Annotated in this window: 17 protein-coding genes; 7 read left to right on the forward strand and 10 right to left on the reverse strand. The window is 65.8% G+C overall.

The annotated features are described in order from the left end of the window. Window positions 1–136 precede the first annotated feature (136 nt). The 9 genes from AACX88_RS02475 to AACX88_RS02515 all read right to left on the reverse strand — a co-directional run bounded on the left by AACX88_RS02475 (window position 137) and on the right by AACX88_RS02515 (window position 10,220). A complete protein-coding gene (locus tag AACX88_RS02475; RefSeq protein ID WP_339391512.1) occupies window positions 137–772 on the reverse strand; it encodes a DUF1345 domain-containing protein in 636 nt (211 codons plus the stop codon). A gap of 250 nt (window positions 773–1,022) precedes the next feature. Then, the gene (gene rplI / locus AACX88_RS02480) at window positions 1,023–1,481 is read right to left on the reverse strand and encodes a 50S ribosomal protein L9 (RefSeq protein WP_339391513.1); all 459 of its coding nucleotides are present in this window, start codon (window positions 1,479–1,481) and stop codon (window positions 1,023–1,025) included. A 16-nt stretch (window positions 1,482–1,497) separates the two neighbouring features. Continuing rightward, complete coding sequence (gene rpsR / locus AACX88_RS02485) at window positions 1,498–1,737, reverse strand: 30S ribosomal protein S18 (protein ID WP_009376853.1); 240 nt, start codon at window positions 1,735–1,737, stop codon at window positions 1,498–1,500. A gap of 35 nt (window positions 1,738–1,772) precedes the next feature. Further along, on the reverse strand, window positions 1,773–2,393 hold the full coding sequence (locus AACX88_RS02490; RefSeq protein WP_339391514.1) for a single-stranded DNA-binding protein: 621 nt from the start codon (window positions 2,391–2,393) through the stop codon (window positions 1,773–1,775). A 31-nt stretch (window positions 2,394–2,424) separates the two neighbouring features. Continuing rightward, window positions 2,425–2,715, reverse strand: coding sequence for a 30S ribosomal protein S6 (gene rpsF / locus AACX88_RS02495; RefSeq protein ID WP_339391516.1), 291 nt, complete (start codon window positions 2,713–2,715; stop codon window positions 2,425–2,427). A gap of 177 nt (window positions 2,716–2,892) precedes the next feature. Then, a complete protein-coding gene (locus AACX88_RS02500; protein ID WP_339391517.1) occupies window positions 2,893–4,209 on the reverse strand; it encodes a hypothetical protein in 1,317 nt (438 codons plus the stop codon). Between the two features lie 29 nt (window positions 4,210–4,238). Next, a complete protein-coding gene (locus AACX88_RS02505; RefSeq protein WP_339391518.1) occupies window positions 4,239–6,614 on the reverse strand; it encodes a transglycosylase domain-containing protein in 2,376 nt (791 codons plus the stop codon). 291 nt (window positions 6,615–6,905) lie between these two features. Next, the gene (locus AACX88_RS02510; protein WP_339391519.1) at window positions 6,906–8,612 is read right to left on the reverse strand and encodes an AMP-binding protein; all 1,707 of its coding nucleotides are present in this window, start codon (window positions 8,610–8,612) and stop codon (window positions 6,906–6,908) included. Between the two features lie 105 nt (window positions 8,613–8,717). After that, entirely contained in the window at window positions 8,718–10,220 is a 1,503-nt protein-coding gene (locus AACX88_RS02515) for a CCA tRNA nucleotidyltransferase (RefSeq protein WP_339391520.1), read from the reverse strand. Window positions 10,221–10,338: 118 nt separating this feature from the next. Here AACX88_RS02515 and AACX88_RS02520 point away from each other — a divergent pair, with 118 nt between their 5' ends. The 7 genes from AACX88_RS02520 to AACX88_RS02550 all read left to right on the forward strand — a co-directional run bounded on the left by AACX88_RS02520 (window position 10,339) and on the right by AACX88_RS02550 (window position 20,007). Continuing rightward, window positions 10,339–10,827, forward strand: coding sequence for an NUDIX domain-containing protein (locus tag AACX88_RS02520; RefSeq protein WP_339391521.1), 489 nt, complete (start codon window positions 10,339–10,341; stop codon window positions 10,825–10,827). A gap of 25 nt (window positions 10,828–10,852) precedes the next feature. Further along, window positions 10,853–13,189 (forward strand): DUF6049 family protein, encoded by a 2,337-nt coding sequence (locus AACX88_RS02525; protein WP_339391522.1) that lies wholly within the window; start codon window positions 10,853–10,855, stop codon window positions 13,187–13,189. Between the two features lie 3 nt (window positions 13,190–13,192). Beyond that, window positions 13,193–14,806 carry a murein biosynthesis integral membrane protein MurJ gene (murJ, locus tag AACX88_RS02530; RefSeq protein WP_339391523.1) on the forward strand — a complete coding sequence of 538 codons (1,614 nt, stop codon included), beginning with the start codon at window positions 13,193–13,195 and terminating at the stop codon, window positions 14,804–14,806. Window positions 14,807–14,868: 62 nt separating this feature from the next. Beyond that, window positions 14,869–17,280, forward strand: a complete 2,412-nt coding sequence (locus AACX88_RS02535; RefSeq protein ID WP_339391524.1) for a protein kinase family protein — start codon at window positions 14,869–14,871, stop codon at window positions 17,278–17,280. 119 nt (window positions 17,281–17,399) lie between these two features. Continuing rightward, the gene (gene trxB, locus AACX88_RS02540; RefSeq protein WP_339391525.1) at window positions 17,400–18,389 is read left to right on the forward strand and encodes a thioredoxin-disulfide reductase; all 990 of its coding nucleotides are present in this window, start codon (window positions 17,400–17,402) and stop codon (window positions 18,387–18,389) included. A gap of 71 nt (window positions 18,390–18,460) precedes the next feature. Continuing rightward, the gene (gene trxA / locus AACX88_RS02545; RefSeq protein WP_339391526.1) at window positions 18,461–18,778 is read left to right on the forward strand and encodes a thioredoxin; all 318 of its coding nucleotides are present in this window, start codon (window positions 18,461–18,463) and stop codon (window positions 18,776–18,778) included. A 92-nt stretch (window positions 18,779–18,870) separates the two neighbouring features. Beyond that, a complete protein-coding gene (locus AACX88_RS02550) occupies window positions 18,871–20,007 on the forward strand; it encodes an N-acetylmuramoyl-L-alanine amidase (RefSeq protein ID WP_339391527.1) in 1,137 nt (378 codons plus the stop codon). A gap of 227 nt (window positions 20,008–20,234) precedes the next feature. Here the strand turns inward: AACX88_RS02550 and AACX88_RS02555 are convergent, their stop codons facing one another. Further along, entirely contained in the window at window positions 20,235–20,462 is a 228-nt protein-coding gene (locus tag AACX88_RS02555) for a hypothetical protein (protein WP_339391528.1), read from the reverse strand. Window positions 20,463–22,661: the final 2,199 nt, after the last annotated feature.

Genomic DNA, 22,661 nt, shown 5'->3' on the forward strand with positions numbered 1-22,661 from the left:
TCTGGGCCATCGGGTCGCGTACATGGCCGATGGAACGCGCTTGAGTGGTGGATCCGACTCGGATTCAGCGCCGGTAGCGAGTCGGATCCACCACTTTGGCGCAGGCCACCCGCCGCACGAACCCGCGCCACAGCCCTCAGTTCGAGAACACCCCGACGACGAGGTTGATGGCCGTGGCGAGGATGACGGCGTTGAAGACGTAGGACAGGAGGCTGTGGCGGAGGACGACCGCGCGGATCTGAGTGTCGGACACGCTCGTGTCGGTGACGCCGAAGGTCATGCCCACTGCGTAGCCGAAGTAGAGGAAGTCCTTGTAGTCAGGCACCCGATCGGAGTTGAAGTCGATACCGCCGGGCGTCCCGTCCCCGAAGTACATGTAGGCGTAGCGGGCGCTGTAGAGGATCTGCAGTCCCGCCCACGACATGAAGACACCGACGAGCGCGATCGCGGCCTCCCAGTTGCCCGCCTGCGAGCCGCCGACGACCTGGAGGAGGACGATGCCGCCGAGGCCGCACAGCTGCGCGATCGTGATGACGACCTCGTCGAGGACCGGGTTGAAGTCCTCACGGCTCGCGTTCGCCTTCGTCTCATCCGACGACATCGGCCACAGGGCGGCAGTGCCCACGAGCACGAAGAACGTCGTCGCCGAGGCGATGCCGACGAGGAACCCATCGCCGGTGGTCGTGAACGCACCGACGATGCCGCCGATGATGAATCCGACGATGATGGACGCGACGAGCCGTCCGGTGGCGCTGATCATGAGCTTCTTCATGGGGTCACGGCTCCAATCGATGCAGACGGCAGTTCCGACAACCGAGGTTTCGACAACACTCTGCCACACCCGGAACCGTTCTCACCCCGTTCGCCGAAAGGAAACTGCGCCAGCTGCAGACCCCCGCCTTCCCGGCCGCTGACCCGGCCGGCCCAAGCGCTGACCTCTGCCAACCCCACCGACCCGTGAATGCGCGGACGCCGGGTGCTCATGATGAGCACCCGGCGTCCGCAGCCGGCTGGGGTCTGTATCAGGCCTTGCCGATGACGTCGAACTTGGCGTTCGCGGTGATCGAGTCGTTGACGCGCACGACAGCGGTGTAGCTGCCGGGGGTCTTCACGTGACCGGTGAGGGCCACCTGACGACGATCGAAGTCGTGTCCGGTCGCGGTGTGCAGCGCTTCGGCGACGAGGGCGGGCGTGACGGCGCCGAAGAGGCGACCGTTCTTTCCGGCCTTGAGCTCGATGCGAGCCTTCGTCGACTCGAGCTGATCCTTGACGGCCACGGCTTCGTCGTGGTCGGCGATCTGCTTGGCCTGGCGGGCCTTGCGCAGCGCGAGGATCTGCTTCTCCGCGCCGACGGTCCACGGGGTGGCCCAGCCGCGGGGGACGAGCAGGTTGCGCGCGTAGCCGGCGCGCACCTCGACGATGTCGCCGGCGGCGCCGAGGCCGTCAACTTCCTGGTTGAGAATCACTTTGCGATTAGGCATGTCTGTTCTCCTCCGATCAGCGAGCAGAGCTCGAGTAGGGCAGGAGTGCCATCTCGCGGGCGTTCTTCACAGCCTTCGCGATGACGCGCTGTTCCTGCACGGTCACGCCGGTGACGCGCCGTGCACGGATCTTGCCACGGTCAGAAATGAACTTGCGGAGCGTAGCGGTGTCCTTGTAGTTGATGTTGGCCGCTTCGCCCTTCTTGAGCGGATTCGCCTTCTTCTTGATAGGCTTCCGGATCTCTGGCTTTGCCATGAGTATCTCCTGTATGAGAAATGTCTAAAACGTGGTCAGAACGGCGGTTCGTCGGCGCCGGGGTTGCCCCAGCCGCCGTTGTCGTTCTGGGGAGAAGATGATGCCCACGGGTCATTGCCCTGGCCGTTGTTCCCCTGGCTGTAGCCGCCCTGGCGCTGTCCACCCTGCTGCTGGTTGCCCTGCTGCGGGTTGTTGCCCCATCCCGACGACTGCTGCTGGTAGCCGCCCTGCTGGCCGCCACCCTGGTAGCCGCCGGAGTTGCCGCCACCACCGGAGAAGCCTCCGCCGCCGCGTTCGTTCTTCGAGACCTGGGCGGTGGCACGGCGCAGGCTGGGGCCGACTTCGTCGACATCCAGCTCCATGACCGTGCGCTTCTCGCCTTCCTTGGTCTCGAACGAGCGCGACTTCAGTCGGCCCTGCACGATGACCCGAGTACCCCGCTGCAGCGATTCGGCGACGTTCTCTCCCATTTCCCGCCAGACCGAGCAGCGCAGGAAGAGGGTCTCCCCGTCCTTGAACTCGTTCGACTGACGGTCGAAGATACGCGGCGTCGAGGCCACGGTGAAGTTCGCGACCGCAGCACCGTTGGGTGTGAAGCGCAGTTCGGGATCGCTTGTCAGGTTCCCGACGACCGTGATGACTGTTTCGCCTGCCATTGAATGCTCCTGAAACGGGGTAGCGTGACGCTTACTTGGCGTCCGGGCGGAGGATCTTGGTCCGCAGCACCGACTCGTTGAGTCCGAGCTGACGATCGAGTTCCTTGGTCGTGGCCGGCTCCGCGTGGAAGTCCACCACGACGTAGTAGCCCTCGGACTTCTTCTGGATCTCGTAGGCGAAGCGCCGACGTCCCCAGATGTCCACGTTGTCGACGGTTCCGTTCTCTGCCGGGACAACCTTGATCAGGTTGTTCACGGTGTCAGCCAACGTCCGCTCTTCGAGTTCGCTGTCGAGAATGAGCATGAGCTCGTAATGACGCATGTGTCACCCACCTCCTCTGGTCTTCACGGCCATGGTCGTTCCATGGCAGGAGGGTAAATGCGTGCCCGTTCCGTCCCCCGCTAGGTCCGCGAAATGGGAACAGACCTCACTATTCTACGGGAGAGCGCCCCGGACTGTCATGTCGGAATCGGGTGCCCTTGACCACGGTGTCCGTCGTCATTCCCTCGCCGAGGCGGTCGCCGGCTCACCGTCGCCCGTTCCGTCGCGCGTCCCGTCCTCCGCGGGGCGCAGCTGCCCGCGGATGCGCCGACGGTGGAGGTTCTCCCCGGCGAAGACGAGCACCGTGATGAGTGCGAAGATCCGCAGCAGCGCGAAGAGCGCGATGAATGAGGGCTCGAGGCCCTTGTCGGCGTCGAGAGCGGTGATGTCGCCGAGTTGGATGGCCACGGCGAAGACCGCCTCGGCGAGCGCCCACGCGATGAGCACCCACCAGCGGGAGACGGCGAGGGCGAGGAACGGCAGGATCCACAGCGAATCCCACGGCATGAGGCCGGGGGCCAGCACGAGGCAGGCGCCGATGAGCAGGCACGCGGTGACGGCCGGGTCGAGGCCTTTGTCCCGCATCATGACCAGGGCGACGAGGACACCGGCGACGAGGAGCGCGCTGACGACGATCCACACGGTCGCCCACGTGCCGGCGTCGCCGATGCGGGCCATGAGGAGGATCGAGGCGAACGACCCGCCGTCGATCGCGTCGGAGTACCAGCGGGTGATCCGGCTGATCGCGGTGCCGTCGGCGACGAGGATGATCGCCGAGGTGATCGTCGCGGTGGCGATCATCATCTGCGGGTTCCGGCGCGCCAGGCGCCCGGGCGGGTTGAGGCCCGTGAGCACGAGGGCGGCAAGGACGAGGAGGGCGAGCGGATTCTCGAACGCGGCGATGGCCAGCAGGATGCCCGACAGCCAGGGTCGCGGTTCCACGGGGGGCGGGGCCACGAAGAGGACGACCGCCCAGAGCGCCAGGGCGAGCGCGAGGGGGTCGAGCGTCGATCCGAGCGTGAAGAGGATGACCGGGGAGGCGAAGACGGCGACGAGCCACGCCCGCTGCCGCGCGAGCAGGAGCAGGGCAACCCCGAGGGCGGCGACGCCTGCGACATTGAGTAGCAGGACGAAGGCCATGAACACCGACACGTCGTCGGTGATGAACCGGAACAGGTCGACGACGATCCCGTCGAGGACCGACAGCCCCGCCGCGCCCCCACGGGAGCGGCCGACGGCGTCGGGGTTGAATTGTCCGAGGAACGCCGTCGACAGGGGTCCCGCGCACATCCTCGCCGAGGCGGACGGACGTTCGTAGCCCGAGCTCAGGCACGGACCCTGGAGGGCGAGGGCGAGGAAGGTCGTGACACCGAGGATGCCGGCGAAGACGAATGCCTGGCCGCGTCGGTACGCGACCGAGGCGACACCGCGGTGAATGCCGTCCGGACCGCCGAGCAGAGGCTCGGCGATCCGGGTGGCGTGAGAGGAAGGCATACTCAGAGGTTACCGGTCATCTGACCGCGTCACCCGCCTGGTGCGACCGGGGCATTGGTGCCGCCGCCGGGTCCACCGCCGGAACCTCCGCCTTTGCTTGAGCCACCGCCTGTGCTCGAGCCGCCGCCGGTGGATCCCCCGCCGCCATCGTTGCCCTTGTCTGAGCCGGTGTCGTTGCCGTCCTTGGAGTCTCCGGTGCCGTCGTTCGAACCCGTGGCGTCCTTCGAGCCCTCGTTCTCCTTGCCGTCGGCGGAGTCGGTGCCGTCAGCGGTCTTGTCGGCGTCCTTCTCCTTGTCCTTGTCCTTGTTGTCCTCGGGCTTCTTCGTCGGCTCCTCGACGGGAGCCTTCTTCCGCGAGTCGTCGTCGTTGTCGTCCTTCGGCTTCGGCTTGGGGGCGGGAGGAGCGTTCGTGTTGACGGGCTTCTTCACCTCGGGCAGCTGACCCCGTTCGGGGAACTGCTCGACCTTCTCGCCCTTGAGCGCGTCCTTCATGTACGCCGTCCACACCTGGATGGGGAACGACCCGCCCGTGACCTCGCTGCGGCCGCCGTAGGCGCCGATCGGCACCGACTTGCCGTCGACCTCGCGGTAGAGGACGACTGAGGTGGCCAGCTGCGGGGTGTATCCGGAGAACCACGCCGACTTGTTCGACGTCGAGGTGCCGGTCTTGCCTGCGGCCGGACGGCCGAGGGCCTGGGCGTAGCTGCCGGAACCGCCGTTGACGACCTGGCGCAGAGCATAGGTGGTCTCGGCGGCGACGGCCTTGTCGAAGACGCGCTTGCCCTTCGTGTCGGCCTTGTAGACCTCTTCGCCGTCCTTCGAGATCGACTCGATCGAGTGGGTCTCGCGGCGGATGCCGTTCGAAGCGAACGTCGAGTACGCGGTGGCCATGTCGACGACCTTGACGCTCGGCGTGCCGAGCACGTTCGCGGCGTTCGGGGTGAGGTCGATCGTGCACTCACCGGTGTCACCCGAAGCCATCTGCTCCTTCGTGCAGTTCGGGCTCAGACCCGCCCGCTGGGCGACGTCGACGGTCTTGTCGGGACCGACCTGGACGTTGAGTGCGGCATACGCGGTGTTGATCGAGGACTGCGTCGCTTTGAGCAGCGTGACAGGACCGTAGCTCGAGCCGCCGAAGTTGCTCACCTGCCAAGGGGTGCCGTCGTTGTTCAGCGTCGTCGGGCTGCCCGGGTACCGGTCGCTCAGCCGCACTCCGTTCTCGAAGCCGGCGACGAGCGCGAACGGCTTGAACGTCGAACCGGCCTGGGCGTGGCCCTGCGTCGAGGCGTTGAACGCCTGGTCGAGATAGTTCTTGCCGCCGTAGAAGGCCTCGATGCCGCCGGTCTTCGGGTCGATCGAGACGAGACCTGCCTGCAGGCCCTTCGGCTGGTTCTTCGGCAGCTCCTTGATCGCCGCCTCGGCGTCCTTCATCCGCTTGTCGTCGAAGGTCGTGACGATGTTGTAGCCGCCGCGGTCGAGCTGGGACTCGTCGATGCCGAGCTTGGCCATGGCCTCCTTGCGGACGTACTCCCACATGTAGCCCTTCTGGCCGCTGAGGGAGTCCTCCTTGCTCGGCGGCTTGACCTCGGGCATCTGCACCTGATCGGCCTGCTGCTGGGTGATGAAGCCCTCGTCGACCATCGACTTGATGACGTACTTGAAGCGGTCCTCGTACGCGCCCGGATCCTCGGCGGGATCGGCGGCGCCGGGACGCTGGATCATCGCGGCGAGCAGTGCGGACTCGCTGAGGTCGAGGTCCTTCGCGGACTTGCCGAAGTAGTTCTGGCTGGCGACCTCGACGCCGTAGGAGCGGCGTCCGAGGTAGATCGTGTTGAGGTAGTTGGCGAGGATCTCGTCCTTGCTCTGCTGCTGGTCGATCTTGAGCGCGATGAACATCTCCTTGACCTTGCGGTCGAGGGAGTGCTCGTTCGTGAGGTAGAAGTTCTTCACGTACTGCTGGGTGATCGTCGACCCGCCGCCGGCGTACTGGTTGGTGGCCACACCGACCACGGCGCGCGAGAGACCCTTGAGCGAGATGCCGCGGTTCTCGTAGAACGAGGTGTCCTCGGCGGCGATCGCCGCCTTCTGCATCGGCTCGGAGATCTCACCGATGTCGACGGACTTGCGGTCCTCGATCTTGTAGTGCCCGATCGGGGTCTTGCCGTCGGCGTAGTAGATCGTCGAGGTCTGACCGGTCGCCTCGAGGTTCGGTTCGGGAACCTCGGTCGTCGCATAGCCGATCGCGAACGCGATGCAGCCGAGGATGATGACGCTCAGTCCGCCCACGACGAGGATGCGCAGACTCGGCAGGAAGCGCGTCCATCCGCTCACTCCCGCACGCGGGTAGTTGAGCAGATTCTTCGTCTTCCTGCCTTTGGTCACGGCTGCTTTCTCTGCCTTAGCCACCCAAGGTCCTCCAGGTCTTCTCCACGTCTCGCACTGCACTGACGACGAGGTTTGAAAAGGGTCACAAATGGATTTCAGTGTCGCACGCGTTCATTGGAACACCGTGAAAAATGCGGTTTCGCGACGATCAGAGACCGCACTGCGTTACCCAGCGGTAGAACGGTGCGCTCACAGCAAGCCGTTCACCTGCAATTTTACATCTCTTCACGCAAAGCAAACACTCAGAGTGCGTGTTTGCTCACATCCCACCCTTTTCCGGGCACTGTGACCGGGCCTGGAGGACCCCTGCTCTCACCCCTTGAGGTCGAAGTCGGTGTCGGCGTACTCGGTGCCGTCGACGGCGGGTTCGCCCTCGAAGGGATGGAGCTGGTCCTCGCGTGCGCGCAGCTCGACGCGGCGGATCTTGCCCGAGATCGTCTTCGGCAGCTCGGCGAACTCGAGGCGGCGGATGCGCTTGTACGGGGCGAGGTTCTCCCTGCAGTAGGCGAGGATGTCACGCGCGGTCTCCGCAGTCGCCTCGAACCCGGCCCCGAGGACGACATAGGCCTTGGGGACGGCGAGACGCACGGGGTCCGGGGAGGGGACGACGGCCGCCTCGGCGACGGCCTCATGCTCGATGAGCACACTCTCGAGCTCGAACGGGGAGAGCCGGTAGTCGCTGGCCTTGAACACGTCGTCGGCGCGCCCGACGTAGGTGATGTAGCCGTCGGCGTCGCGTTCGGCGACGTCGCCGGTGTGGTAGACCCCGCCCGCGAACGCCTCGGCGGTCTTCTCCGGGTTGTTCCAGTACCCGGCGGTCAGGCCCAGCGGCGGCGGGTCGAGGCGCAGGCAGATCTCTCCCTCATTGCCCTCCTCGCCGGTCGCGGGATCGAGGAGGATGACCTCGTAGCCGGGCAGCACCTTGCCCATCGAGCCGTACTTGAGCGGCTGGTCGGGGGAATTGCCGATCTGCAGGGTCGTCTCGGTCTGGCCGTAGCCGTCGCGGATGAGCACGCCCCAGTCGCTCTTCACTCGGTCGATGACCTCGGGGTTGAGCGGTTCCCCGGCGCCGAGCGCCTTCGTCGGCGGGTTCTTCAGCTGCTTCAGGTCGGCCTGGATGAGCATCCGCCACACGGTCGGCGGCGCGCAGAAGCTCGTCACTCCGACCCGGTCCATCGTGTCCATGAGGGCGCCCGCGTCGAACTTCGCATAGTTAAAGAGGAACACGCACGATTCGGCGATCCAGGGGGTGAAGATGTTCGACCACGCGTGCTTGGCCCAGCCCGGGGAGGCGACGTTGAGGTGGACGTCGCCGGGGGTCAGTCCCATCCAGTACATCGTCGAGAGGTGCCCGACGGGGTAGGACACGTGCGTGTGGGCGACCATCTTCGCCTTCGAGGTCGTGCCCGAGGTGAAGTAGAGCAGCAGCAGGTCATCGGCGCGGGACCGGCCCTGAGGTTCGAACTCGGTGCGCTCCTCGTCCGCCTCGGCGTAGGGGAAATCCTGCTGTCTCGTCGGTTCGCCGCCGACGACGATGCGGACCACCTCGGCGTCGACATCGTCGAACTTCGCGGCGTCGTCGGGCCCGGCGACGACGAACTGGGCCTGCCCGCGCTCGACCCGATCAGCCAGGTCGATCGGTCCCAGCTGCGTCGTCGTCGGCAGGAGCACGGCGCCGAGCTTGATGCCGGCGAGCATCGTCTCCCACAGTTCGACCTGGTTGCCGAGCATGACCATGACATGGTCGCCGCGTTGGACGCCGGAGCGGCGGAGGAAGTTCGCGACCTGGTTCGAGCGTGCCGCGAGTTCCGCGAAGCTCCACTTGCCCTCGGAGCCGTCCTGTTCGACGATCCACAGCGCCGGGTCGTCGTTGTCCTCGGCGATCCGGTCGAACCAGTCGATGCCGAAGTTGAAGTGGCTGAAGTCCGGCCATGCGAAGCTCTCACGGGCAGCGTCGTAGTCGCTGCGGAGTTCGATGAGGCGGTCTCTCGCGGCCCGGAACTCGTCGGTCACAGTCATTGCGGTCTCCTCGGGTTCTTCAGGACTCGTCTGTGACGACGAGCACATTCTCACGAGTCCGAAGTTACCAGCAGTGCGCTGTTGCCCGTGCGGGCAGGGGTCCGCTCAGTCGTCCGAGGAGTCCGGCCCAGAGGCCGGAGCGTTGTCCGCCCACCAGGCCCGCAGCATCTCCTCGGCGCGCTCGGGCCCGAGCGGTCCGTGTTCGAGGCGCATCTCGAGGAGGTGCTTGTACGCTCTGCCGACGAGCGGCGAGGGCGGGATGTCGAGGATCTCCATGATCCGGCGCCCGTCGAGGTCGGGGCGGATCGCGGCGAGCTCCTCCTGTTCGGCGAGCGCCGTGATCCGCGATTCGAGGTCGTCGTAGGCGAAGGCGAGCCGGTCGGACTTCCTCCGGTTCCTGGTCGTGACGTCGGCGCGGGTGAGGATGTGGAGTCGGGTGAGCAGGGGCCCGGCATCCGTGACGTAGCGGCGCACCGCCGAATCCGTCCACCCGGCGTCGCCGTACCCGTAGAACCGCAGGTGGAGTTCGACGAGACGGCACACGGCCTTCGTCGTGTCCTTGTCGAAGCGCAGCGCCTTCATCCGCTTCGCGGTGAGCTTCGCGCCCACCACGTCGTGGTGGTAGAAGGTCACGGCCCCGCCCGGGGCGAAGTTCCGCGTCGCGGGCTTGCCGACATCGTGCATGAGGGCGGCGAAGCGGACGACGAAATCGGGTTCGGGCAGGTGCTGCGGATCGGCGGGGTCGAGTCCGGCCTCCCGCTGGCGGGCGGCGTAGGCGGCTTCGAGGTCGACGGCCTGGCGCAGCACGGTGAGGCTGTGCTGGTAGACGTCCTTGTGCCGGTGGTGTTCGTCGGTCTCGAGCCGCAGGCCGGAGACCTCGGGCAGCACATGGTCGGCGATGCCCGTGCGCACGAGCAGGTCGATGCCGGCGGCGGGGTCGGCCCCGGTGATGAGTTTGACGAGTTCGACCTGCACGCGTTCGGCGGAGACGATCGCGATGCGCTCGGCCATCTCCGTCATCGCCTCCTCGACGGCCGCATCGGCGGTGAGGCCCAGCTGCGCGGTGAAGCGGGCCGCGCGCATCATCCGCAGCGGGTCGTCGGAGAAGGAGTCCGCAGGCGTGCCGGGGGTCCGGATCCGGCCGGCCATGAGGTCCTCGAAGCCCTGGTGGGGGTCGACGAAGGTCCGCTCGGGCAGGCGCACGGCCATCGCCCCGATCGTGAAGTCGCGACGGACGAGATCGGCGTCGAGGTCGGTGCCGAAGCGGACGACGGGTTTGCGCGAATCCGGCTCGTACGCCTCGGCGCGGTAGGTCGTGATCTCGATCTGCACACCGGACTTCATCGCCCCGATCGTGCCGAACTCGCGCCCGATGTCCCAGTGGGCGTCCGCCCAGCCGACGATGAGGGCGAGGATGTCATCGGGTCGGGCGTCGGTGGTGAAGTCGAGGTCGGGCATCGGCCTGCCCATGAGGGCGTCGCGCACCGAGCCGCCGACGAGGGCGAGCTCGAACCCCGCCTCGGCGAAGCGGCTGCCGAGCGGGCCGAGGATGTCATCGAGTTCCTCGAGCTTGTCGTACAGCCGAACATGCGCGCTCTGCGGGTCCACCGAACTCCTTCTCCACGTGTGCCGGCCGGCCCGCAGGGGCACGGCGCGATGAGCAACCTCCAGCCTACCGGGAGCGCGTCAAGCGGGACTTCCAAGAATCGCCCATTAAGGTAGGAGAATGACCACACCGATGCCCAAACCGGGACCGCGGGCATCCCGACGCACCACGGTCGAGGAGACATCCGCCGGAGGCATCGTCGTCGACTTCTCCTCCCAGGACCTCAGTGTGGCCGTCATCGCCCGCCTCAACCGCGCAGGCCGTCTCGAATGGTGCCTGCCCAAGGGTCATCTCGAAGGTGAGGAGACCGCCGCCGAGGCGGCCCGCCGTGAGGTCGAGGAGGAGACCGGGATCTCCGGTCAGGTCATCTGCCCGCTGGGCACCGTCGACTACTGGTTCACCGTCACCGGCATCCGCATCCACAAGCTCGTCCACCATTTCCTCCTCCGGGCCCGCTCGGGCACGCTCACCGTCGACAACGACCCCGACCAGGAGGCCGTCGACGCGGCATGGGTGCCCTTCGACGAGCTGCGCACGAGGCTGTCGTTCGCCAACGAACGCCGGATCGTCGCCGCCGCCCGCCCGATGGTCCGCGAGTGGGAGATGTGAGGGCCGTGCGCCCGTGTTCGACACGATGACAGACTTCACGATCCGCGCGCGCGTGCTCTTCGCGCTCCTGAGTACGACCCTGCTGCTGGCAGGGTCGATCTTCGCCGTCCCCCTGGCCGCCTCGGCGGCATCGGCGACCGCCTCGGCGGCCGGGTTGCAGAAGAACCCCGGCGGGGCCGCCGAGGGCGGGGACTCCGACGGTGCGAAGTCGGGCACAGGTGTCTCGATCACCCTCGACGAGATCACCCCGTGGCTCGATGACAAGGGGACGCTGACGGTGCGGGGGCTCGTGACGAACTCCACGGACAAAGCGATCGTCGATCCGAAGCTGCGCCTGGGCATGTCCCTGCGCAACCTCGACGCCGAGTACCGGATCAACGCGTGGAAGTCCGACCAGTCACGGCACCGGGTCATCGCCGATCTCGACGACAACGGTCCCGCGGCGAGGAAGCAGGCGGCGGAGAAGTCGAACGACGACAACCCGGTCACCGCCGTGGATGCGACGTTCGAGAAGGAGCTCAAGCCCGGATCCTCAGGCGAGTTCACGATCACGGTTCCCGCCGATCGGCTCGGGCTCTCGAAGTCCTCCCCGAACTCCTCGTGGGGACCCCGCGGTCTGAGCGTCCAGATCAGCGACACCTCGGGGGCGCTGGCCACCGGCGTCGGCTTCACGACGTGGTATCCGAACCCGAAGTTCGACCGGACCGCGGTGAGCTTCCTCGCGCCCGTCACCCTGCCCGGCTACACCGCCGACGGACTCATCGGTCCCGAAGCGCTCGATGCGGCCATCGCCGAGAACGGGTCGCTGACGAACGCCGCCCGCGTGCTCACCGACCCCAAGGTCGCGATCGCCCTCGACCCCCGGGTCATCGCCTCCTTCGAAGCCGCCGTCGCCGAGCCTCCGAGCGGTGAGGGCGCCCCACCGGCGACGGGGGCGCCGTCCCCGCCGAGCACACCGGGACAGACCGCGGGCGCCGAAGACGCGGGTGCCGGCGACGATGCCGAGAGTCCCGAGGAGCAGAAGGCGCGCGAGGACCGGCGCAAGCGCCTCGACACGTGGTACCGCGACTTCCTCGAGACCGCGAAGACCCGCACCGTGATCGCCCTGCCCTTCGGCGACCCCGACCAGAATTCGCTCACCGGCGAGGACCTCGACGCCCTCGGGGCGTTCGCGCAGATGGAGAAGGCCCTCGTCGCCGAGGTCCTGCCGAACGCGCGCACCGACATCGCGTGGCCGATCGCCGGCACCGCCGACCGGGCCGACCTGCGCGCCCTGCAGAAGGCCGGGAACTCGACGGCGATCCTCGACGACGTCCAGCAGCCGCCGACCTCGGGGATCAGGGAGGACGGCCGTTCCATGACGCGGACGACCTCGGACGGGGAGACGACGATCGAGACGCTCATCAGCGATTCCGCGCTGACCGACCTGAGCGCCGACGTCATCGGATCGAAGTCTCCCGCGGCGGCGATGAGCGAACTCGTCGCCACCTCCGCGGCGATCCAGTCCGAGGCCCCCAACCGGTCCCGCCACCTCCTCCTGCCCCTGCCCCGCTCGACCGCCTCGGCGGGATGGCAGGCGACGACCTCGACGCTCGCCGGTGCGCCGTGGATCGAATCGTCAGGCCTCGACACGCTGCTCGACAGCGATCCGGAGCCGCGGGGTCTGCTGCAGAAGTCCACGGATCAGCAGCGGATCCCCACGAGCACACTCCAGGGCCTCTCGGATATCCGCACGAAGGAGGCCCGGTTCAACAGCGCCTTCTCCGATCCGGAGGCCGCGAACGCGCGCCTCGACCGCTCGCTGCTCACGTGCACCTCGGTCGCCTGGACCCTGGGCGGCGATTCCGCGACGTGCCTGGACAAGGCGGAGTCGACGAGCCGCGCCCAGATGGACAGCCTCTACCTCGAGAAGGGGTCCTCCGTCCTGCTGGTCACCGGGGAGAAGACGACGATCCCGGTGACGATCGTCAACGACACCACCGCCGAGGCGACGCTCAAGCTGCGGATGAAGCCGCGGACCCCGCAGCTGCGAGCCCAGACCACGGAGACCGTCGTCGTCCCGCCCGCGGAGACGATGCGCGTCGACGTGCCCGTCGAGGGGCTCGCGAACGCGGACGTGCCGACGACCATCGAGATGGTCACCGCCGACGGGGTCACCCTGCCCAAGGATGCGTCACTGCTGGTGAGGGTCCGAGCGGACTGGGAGAACATCGGCACCGCCGTCGTCGGACTGGCGCTCGCGGCCGTATTCGTGATCGGCTTGGTCAAGTCCGTGTCGCGCGGACGCAGGAAGATCCCCGAGCAGCAGCTGGCCGCCGCCGTCGCCCGGGCGAAGAACGACGAACCCGGAAAGAAGGACTAGGACTTGGCGTCATTCTCCTCACTTGCGCGATCCTCGGCGATCATGACCGCGGGCACCCTGACCTCGCGGATCCTCGGCCTCGTCAAGGCCTCCATGCTCGCTCTCGCGATCGGCGTCACCGCCGTCCAGGCCGACGCGTTCGATGTCGCGAACAAGGTGCCGAACACGCTCTACATGCTGCTCGCCGGCGGCGTCGTCAACGCCGTGCTCGTCCCGCAGCTGGTCCGGGCGACGAAGCGCGAGGACGGCGGTCGGGACTACACGAACCGCCTGCTCACCCTCTCCTTCCTCCTGCTCGCCGTCGTCAGCGTCATCGCGACGATCGCCGCGCCCATCCTCGTGTGGCTCTACTCCTCGGGGTGGAGCCCCGAGCAGATGGCGCTGGCCACGGCATTCGCGTACTGGTGTCTGCCGCAGCTGTTCTTCTACGGCCTCTACACGCTCCTCGGACAGGTCCTCAATGCCAAGTCGTCCTTCGGGCCGTACATGTGGGCGCCGGTGCTCAACAACATCGTCGCGATCGCGGGTCTGGCCGTCTTCATCGTCGTCTTCGGCACGAATGCCGCCAATCCGCACACGCTCGACACGTGGACGCCGGAGAAGATCGCGCTCATGGGCGGGTCGGCCACCCTCGGCGTCGCCGCACAGGCGCTCATCCTCATCTGGCCGCTGGGGCGCATCGGGTTCAAGTACCGGCCGACGTTCGGATTCCGCGGCGTCGGGCTGGGCACCGCGGGCAAGGTCGCGTTCTGGACGTTCGCGGCGATGCTCATCGGCCAGCTCGGGTTCCTCATCATCTCCCGTGTCGCAGCCGGCGCCTCGGTGCCGGGCGAGGGAAATGCGTCGAACGCAGCGTATACGTACGCCTACCTCGTCTTCATGCTCCCGCACTCGCTCATCGCGGTCTCGCTCGCAACGGCTCTGTTCACCTCGCTGTCGAAGAACGCCGCCGAGCACGACACCGAGGCGGTCAAGTCCGACTTCTCGATGGGCGTGCGCATCGTCGGGCTCATCAACGCCTTCGCCGTGGCCGCCCTCGTCGTCCTCGCCTCCCCGGTGGCCATGGTCATCGCCGGCGGCGGTCGCGAGCAGGCGATGGCCGTGGGACTGGTCATCATCACGATGGTCTTCGGACTCATCCCCTTCAGCGCGAACTACCTCGCCCAACGCGTGTTCTACGCGTACGAGGATGCGCGGACGCCGTTCTTCATCCAGCTGCCCCAGATCGTCTTCCAGTCCCTCGCGGTGCTCTCGGCGTCGATCTTCCCGAAGTCCGTGACCGTGGCCATCATCGGCCTCGTCATGAGCCTGGGCTACCTGTTCGCGATGATCCTCTCGTTCGCGATCCTGTCCAAGCGCCTCGGCGACATCGATCTGCGCGCGATCGCGCAGGCGCATGTGAAGTTCCTCCTCGCCGCGCTCGCAGCGGGACTCGCCGGCTACGGCATGCTCCTCTTCTTCCCGGACTTCGCGCTCTCGGGCCAGTGGCAGGCGTTCGTCACCACCGCCGGAGTCGGCACGGTGATGCTCATCGTCTACATCGGGGTGTGCTTTCTGCTCCGGGTCAGAGAGTTGCATTCGATTATTGGCCTCGCAGCTGGAAAACTTAAGAGATAGTCCGTCCCCTTTCGATCCCCACTCCTGCGGAGGTGATCCCCCTGATCGATATCGAACCCGGCATGGTCGTTGCCGGTCGCTATGTCGTATCAACGGTCGACCGCCCCTGGTTGGAGGACAAGCCCGAGGTCGGTGCCGTGTGCACCGCCCTCGACGCGATCCTCGACGAACCGGTCCTCATCCATGTCGCCGATGCGTCCGGCGCCTCCGACGTCCTCGAAGCCGCCCGCCGCGTCTCGATCCTCGGTGACTCACGGATCGCCCCGACCCTCGACGTCGGCAACTCCAACGGGCTCGACTACATCGTGTCCACGCGCATCGCCGTCACACCCCTGGGACTCATCCTCCCGAAGTCGCCGCTGCCCATCGACGCCGCCCGCGCGCTCATCGGGGAGATCGGCCAAGTGCTCGTCACCTCGGCGAGGCGGGGCCTGTTCCACATGTTCCTGCGGCCCAGCGTCGTGGGCATCGCCTCCAACGGCGGCATCCTCGTCTCCGGCATCGGCATCGACGCCGCCCTGGCTCTGGGCAATGGGGTCATCGACCCCGCCGACTACACTCCGACGGCGGCGTCCCGGCAGGACGCCCTCGACCTCATCCGGCTCTTCTATGCCGCGCTGACCGGCTACTGGCCGGCCGAGGAGGGCAAGGACGGCATTCCCGCGGCGCCGCGTGAGAACTCGCGGATCGCCCGGGCGAAGGCGCTCAACCCCGACATCCCCTCCGAGCTCGACGACTTCGTCAGCGGAGTCCTCACCGGGTCGGACCCCGGTCCGGGATCCGTCGCCGAGGTGCTCGGCTTCATCGACGAATGGGACGCGGAGCTCCTGCGGTACGTCAACCGCACCCCGGCGGCTGAGAACGACAAGCTCTTCGACGAATCCCCGGCGAGCTTCGACGAAGCGACGAGCCTGCCCGCACCGGGTTCGGCCCCGATCGGCAGAACGTCGACGGCCAGCGACGACCAGGTCAAGGCGGCCCTCGTGCGCATCGGCATCACCCGTCCGGGCACACGGGGACTCGCCGCCGGCGTCGTCGGCCGCACCACCGGGCGGTACGCCGAGCGCATGCAGATGCGCCAGGCGTCGAGCTTCCCGATCGGCGCGGAGCAGATCGACAATGCCGCGAAGGACTGGGACGAGTGGGAACCGGAGCAGACGTACTCGGAGTACTCCGGGTACTCCGCCCACGAGTACGACGAGAACCTCACGACGCCGATCATGAATCGGGACGAACCCGACCCTGATACTCAGGCGATGGACATCGTCGCCGTCGATGAGGATGAGGACGAGAACGACACCCGGGTGATCATCGACGACGATGAGGACGACGGTTCGTGGTTCCTCGGCGGGATGTTCGAGACCTCCGAGCAGCAGCGTGAGCATCAGCTGCGCGAGTACGAACGCGAACGCCGGATCTCGCGGGCCAAGGAGGAGGAAGCCAGGCGACGCCTCGCCGCCCTCGAAGCCTCCTCGGCGACCAGGCGCGAGGAGGCCAACGCCGCCTCGCCCCCGAAGCAGGTGCGCCGGCTCTCCCCGGACACCGTCGAGACCCCCGCTGCCCGACACGATGGTGCGGGCACTGCTGCGGGCGTCAGCGGCGCTGCGGCCGGAGGCGCCGCCGCGGGCCGGACCTCACCGCAGACCGATGAAGGTTCTGGCCCGTCGGGATCCGCCTCCGCCGGATCAGGATCGGGCCGCGGAGGATCGGGCAACGGGAGTTCGCACAGCAGTGCAGCCCCTGCGGCAGGGGCCGGGACGGCCCCTGTCGGTGCGGCAGCCGTCGCCGGCGGCAGCGGCGGCAGCGGCGCGACCGCCTCGGCGAGCACCCGTGCTTCATCCCCGGGTGAGGGCACCAAGCAGACCAAGGCGCGGACCCGCAAGCCGTTCGCCCTGCTCGTCCTCGGACTCCTCGTCATCGCAGCGGTGATCATCGGCATCATCGTCGTCAATCTCAACTCCGGTGAGGACGAACCGACGGCGACGCCCGAGTCGTCTGCGGCGAGCGAACCCGCCGACGACGGCTCGGCTCAGGAGGAGCCCAAGGCGGAGCCGCCGAAGGTCGACAAGGTCTCCGCCCTCGATCCGCAGGGCGATGACAAGGAGAACGACGACCGCGCCAAGGACGTCATCAGCGGTGCGAAGGGCTCGTGGCGGACCGACCGGTACAACTCGGCGAAGTTCGGCAACCTCAAAGACGGTGTCGGTCTGCGCTTTGACTTCGAGAAGTCGGGACCCATCGCAGAGGTCACGGTCACCTCGTCGACCTCGGGTGGGAAGTTCGAGATCCTCGACGGCACGGACCCGGAGAAGGCGAAGAAGGTCGGCGAAGGCAAGTTCGGCAAGGGCGACGACGGGGTGACCGTCAAGCTCGACGAGGGTGTGGAGACCGATTCGCTCATCCTCTGGATCACCCAGCTGCCCAAGGACGACGGCGGATACCGCGCGGTCATCAGCACCGTCGACTTCGGCTGAGCCGGCCGAGGACGGCGGTGGTCAGCGGAATAGTCGCCCGGGCCAGACGGTTACCACTAGGCTAAGGATTCAGCGCCGGTTCGGCGCGGACGAACACGACAGGGACAGGGAACGCACACATGACTGACACTCAACTGGTGATCATCGGGTCGGGACCGGCCGGATACACGGCCGCCGTCTACGCCGCCCGAGCCAATCTGTCGCCTGTGGTCATCGCGGGATCCGTGACGGCCGGCGGTGAGCTCATGAACACCACCGACGTCGAGAACTATCCCGGTTTCCCCGCGGGGATCCAGGGCCCCGAGCTCATGGAGAACATGCGCGAGCAGGCGGAGCGGTTCGGCGCCGAGGTGATCTACGACGATGTCGAGACCCTCAAGCTCAACCCCGGTGCCCATGAGATCGAAACGGCCCTCGGCTCGCGGTACACGGCGAAGGCTGTCATCCTCGCAACCGGCTCGGCCTACCGCGAACTCGGGCTGCCGAACGAGAAGACGCTCTCCGGACACGGGGTGAGCTGGTGCGCGACCTGCGACGGCTTCTTCTTCCGCGACCAGCACATCGCCGTCGTCGGCGGTGGTGACTCCGCCCTCGAGGAAGCGACGTTCCTCACCCGCTTCGCCTCGAAGGTCACCCTCATCCACCGCAGGCAGGACCTGCGTGCCTCTCAGGCCATGCAGGACCGTGCGAAGGCCGATGAGAAGCTCGACTTCCTCCTCGACACCGAAGTGGCGGAGATCCACGGCGAGGACGCACTGACCGGCCTGACCGTGCGCAACACCGTGACCGGTGAGACGTCCGAACTGCCCGTCACAGGTCTCTTCGTCGCCATCGGATCCGATCCGCGCACGAGCCTCTTCGCCGAGCAGCTGCCGCTGCGCGCCGACGGCTACCTCGAGGTCGAAGGACGTTCGTCGAAGACCGCCGTCGAAGGTGTCTTCGCCGCCGGCGACGTCATCGACTCCGTGTACCGCCAGGCGATCACCGCGGCGGGCTCGGGCTGCGCTGCCGCTCTCGATGCGGAGAACTACCTCGCCGACCTCGATGCCTCGGCCGTGCTCGAGGCCGAGGGCGACCATGAGGCCGCCGTCGAAGTGATGAACGCCTGAGTCCGTCCAAGGAATGAAACCAGGGGCTGCGCTGTTGCCACTGGTGACACCCGCCAGCAGAAAGGGAGCTCATGACGACCGAAGTCACTGATGCCACGTTCGAGGACACCGTCCTCAAGTCCGACAAGCCCGTCCTCGTCGACTTCTGGGCACCATGGTGCGGCCCGTGCCGCATGGTCAGCCCGATCGTCGATCAGATCGCGGACGAGAATGCCGACAAGCTCACCGTCGTCAAGGTGAACACGGATGACAACCTCGAGACGGCCAGCAAGTACGGGATCACCTCGATTCCGGCCCTCTACGTCTTCAAGGACGGCGAGGTCGCCAAGACGATCATCGGCGCCCGTCCCAAGCCGGCGCTGGAGGATGAGCTCTCGGACTTCATCTGATCAAGTTCCAAGGCGCCTGTTGTAGTATCAACAGGCGCCTTCGGCGTATATCCCCTCAGATCTACACCCCAGCACAGCAGATTGGCACGACATTGACACTCCACCGACGCCCCCAGTTCAGGAGCGGGGACACCTCCGAGGTCCTGCCGGCGATCAAATCGCAGATGGCGCGGCTCGGTCTCAGTGTCGGAGATTCCCACACCCAGGACTTCGATCGTCCTTTCGAACTCGCCGTCAGGCAGTTCCAGCAGACGCGGGGGATCCTCTGCGACGGTGTGCTGGGCACAGAGACCTTCGCCGAGCTCGAACGGGCTCGGTATCAGCTCGGGGACCGTGTGCTCCGCTTCGACCCGGTCAAGGTGCTCACGGGCGATGATGTGCTCTCCCTGCAGCGCACCCTGTCGGGACTGGGGTTCTATGCCGGTCGGATCGATGCCGAGTACGGTGCGACCACCGAGGCGGCCGTCAAGGAGCTCCAGATGGGGCTCGGGACGAAGGTGGACGGGATCGCCGGCCCGCAGACGCTGCGAGGCCTCTCTGCAGTCGATCGCAAGCAGAACAACGGTAACCTCTTCGCCCTCGAGGAACATGCCCGGGTTGCAGCGTCGGGAACGTCGTTGGCCGGACGCACCTTCGTCATCGAGGCGGCGACGACGATCGCTGACTTCGTCACCCTGCCGATGAACGAGGAGCAGAGCCGTCTCGAGCGCGAGGTCACTACAGATGTAGCACGACGTTTGGCAGGGCGCCTCGAAGCGGTCGGCGCAGGTGCCGTGCTGCTCGACGGGGATGCCGCCGAGGTCAACGCCGCCGATCAGCTCGGTGCCTCCGCGGTGGTCACGGTGACCACGGACGTCAGTCGCTCGCCGGGAGCGAACGGTCTGGCGACGTTCTACTTCGGGCACGAGGAGCATCCGGACATCAATTCGCCGGTCGGCGGTCGTCTTGCCGCGCTCATCCAGAGCGAGATCACCGCGCGAACGGGAATGCAGGACTGCCGGTCGCATGCCAGGACGTGGTCCTCGCTCAAGCGGCTGCGGACCCCCAAGGTCCACGTGGTCACCGGTTATCTCACCAACGAGGGTGACCGTCGCAATCTCGAAGATCCAGCCGTCAGGGACGCGATCGCCGACGGCATCGCGGCCGCTTTGCAGCGCCTGTACGTCAAAGAGGACTCGGACCCGGAGACAGGAACGCTCAGCCTCGCCGAGATCAAAGCCTACGGCTGACGGTTCGTCGCTGTCCCGCCATCACTCTCCGGAAACCGCTGTGGGTCGCGGCTAGGCGCCGAGAATCTAGGCCCTCAGGACCTGTCTGACACCGAGAGCCTGACCGGCACTGGGTACACCTAGCTCGCCGTCACGGCTGACGAACCCTCTGGCGTGCAGTCCACTCGCTGACCCAGTTGCCCGTCCTATGGTCTACTGCCAACAGCGCTTCCTTTCGCTGAACGTGTTCACTCAACGATTGCTCCCAACAGGGTTGCATCATCCTCACCCACGCTTGGCCACTGCAAGGCCACTTTCGGACTCAAACAGACCATCTCTGCCAGCTGCTTCCCTGCAGTGCCGAAAGCGTTGGTCTGTCGAATAGCCCGCAGACCAACGGTTTGCATCGGGTTGAACAGAGCTGCACCGATACGACTCAAGTCGATTCGCTGATTGCGATGAGCAAGCAGCACCACGTCTCGAGGACACCCATCACGAAAGTGGGGGTCAGTGGCCTCAACAACAGGGCATGGACTTGCGTGCGCAAAGTCGTTGCACCCCACATCCTCAACCGGAAGTAGTTTGAGCTCTCCTACACGACACATTTCTGTCCACCGCCGTCTGCACGTGAAACTGGTATCGAAGTTGGGTCGCCGAACTGATCTAAACCAGACCACTGCAGAACTATCCTCGTTGCTGCAGAACTCGGTCCCGGATATTCAGTAGTGACAGGAGACCACTCGTCTGTGGACGACCACCGCGATGTGTTTGCTTCGTTTCACGTGAAACGGATCAGCTTCAACGATTCGTGAGCACCGGTAACGATCATGGATTTCAAGTGCGCCACGGGGCACAACGCCGACGCCGATCACCTGCGTCCAACAAGTTGCCGAATGCAACCCGTTACCAGATCACGCATGCTACCAACGTGTGACACGTGTACGCAGAGCGCGCAAGGAATCTACCAACTCCTCTCCCGGACTATGCACTAGGGAGAGTGGACGACTGGGCGACCGCATGCATCTTGCGTTTCACGTGAAACGCAATCCAGCAGGTCCGAACCCTAATCCATCACCGCCGTCGATCTCGTGACACAATCAGAATCTAAACCGAGGCGTGAACAGCTTTCACGGTGCGCACCAAAGCAGAGAACCGAACAGACGCGACCGTTTCACGTGAAACGTGACCGAAAACGTCGCTGAATACATCTCGAGAAACCTCAACGCTGTCGGAGTCGTTTCAGTTGAACCACCGTTGGTCCTAACGGATTGAGTCATCCGGGAAGCTCCTCCTGCGGACTTGCCCTACAGCGAATCTCTACCGGGATCAGATGTTGCAACGTTCAAGGAGTCACCTGAATGCACGCGCCGGCCCAATCGGTGAGGCAAGCTAATCACCTGCTGCAACGTCCGTACGCGACCGAGCACCAATATCGTTTCACGTGAAACGTAAACTCGGAATCCAGCGAGCACACTACGCTCATGCACGGAGGCCGTCTAGCGTTTCTCAACCGCGCCGTGTTCCAGTCTGATATCGTACCTACAATCAACGACTCCGTAGAGCGTATACGCTCGGATTTCCCGATACTCGACTTGAGACTGAGAACCTTCCCAAGAATCACCGTTGGTAGGTGTAGTTCCTAGAGGGGGGAACGAGCGCTGCCGAAAAGGATTGTGCACCACGTTTCACGTGAAACACGGCACCCACACCGGTCGCTTCATGAGTCAGCACAACGCACGGTCGTGCTGACTGACACTGAGAGTCCAAGCCAGTGAGGAGGACTTCGTCCCACGCAATATCGGCGGAACCAGTCATACGTTTCTCGTGAAACACTGGTCCCGGGTACCGGAGTGCACATACCTGGAGCTTGAACCCGGTGCCTGTCGACGACCCCAGTCGCTCCTTCAGTCGTCAATGCCATCGAGACCGAACCACAATTGATGTACTCGAGAACGGTAGCTTGCAGAGAAAGGTCCCAAGATCCGGGGCATTACATGAATGTGCCGGAATCTCTCATCATCAACCGTGTCTTGCGTTTTCGATTACCTGCTACGACTGCTCGCCGCACGGAACTCTTGAACTCGTCGCTGCGCACATCGGGGCCGGCGTCGTCGGCGAGACCGGGTGTACTGTCATGTTTCACGTGAAACGCTGTACGTCTAGTCCTAATGCAGAATGAATGGCAATACCGCCACTGGACGATGTTCCACGCGACGCGACAACATCTTCACGTCCGACACCATAACCCGCCCGCGGCTGCCTTAACCACTAACCATCACCGTCCTCTGCAGGCGAAAAACGGGCCAGGCAGAAGGACCGTTCACCTAAACGAAGATCCGCGCAGTTCAACCCGTTTCACGTGAAACAAGACAAATGCGACCACGACTGGAGAGACTTCACAGGAATTCAAGACCAGGCAGTCGCACACCTATAGGTTTTGCGGATCGTCAATCTGCTCATCACTGAAACAGTATCTGAGCACGCCGACAGTACCATTCGACTATGGTTGGGAACGATGCAGGTCAATTCCGCTCGAACTCTGGACCAAAGTCGAAGAACGACCGTGAAATTCACAGATGAGATCGTCGTGCAAGCTCATCTGGCCTCGTCATCGAGGCTCATCTGGCCTTGCCATCCGGGCTCATCTGCCCTGGCCATCGAGGCTAATCGAGTCC

Source organism: Brevibacterium metallidurans (genome assembly GCF_037101285.1).
GTDB classification, from domain to species: domain Bacteria; phylum Actinomycetota; class Actinomycetes; order Actinomycetales; family Brevibacteriaceae; genus Brevibacterium; species Brevibacterium metallidurans.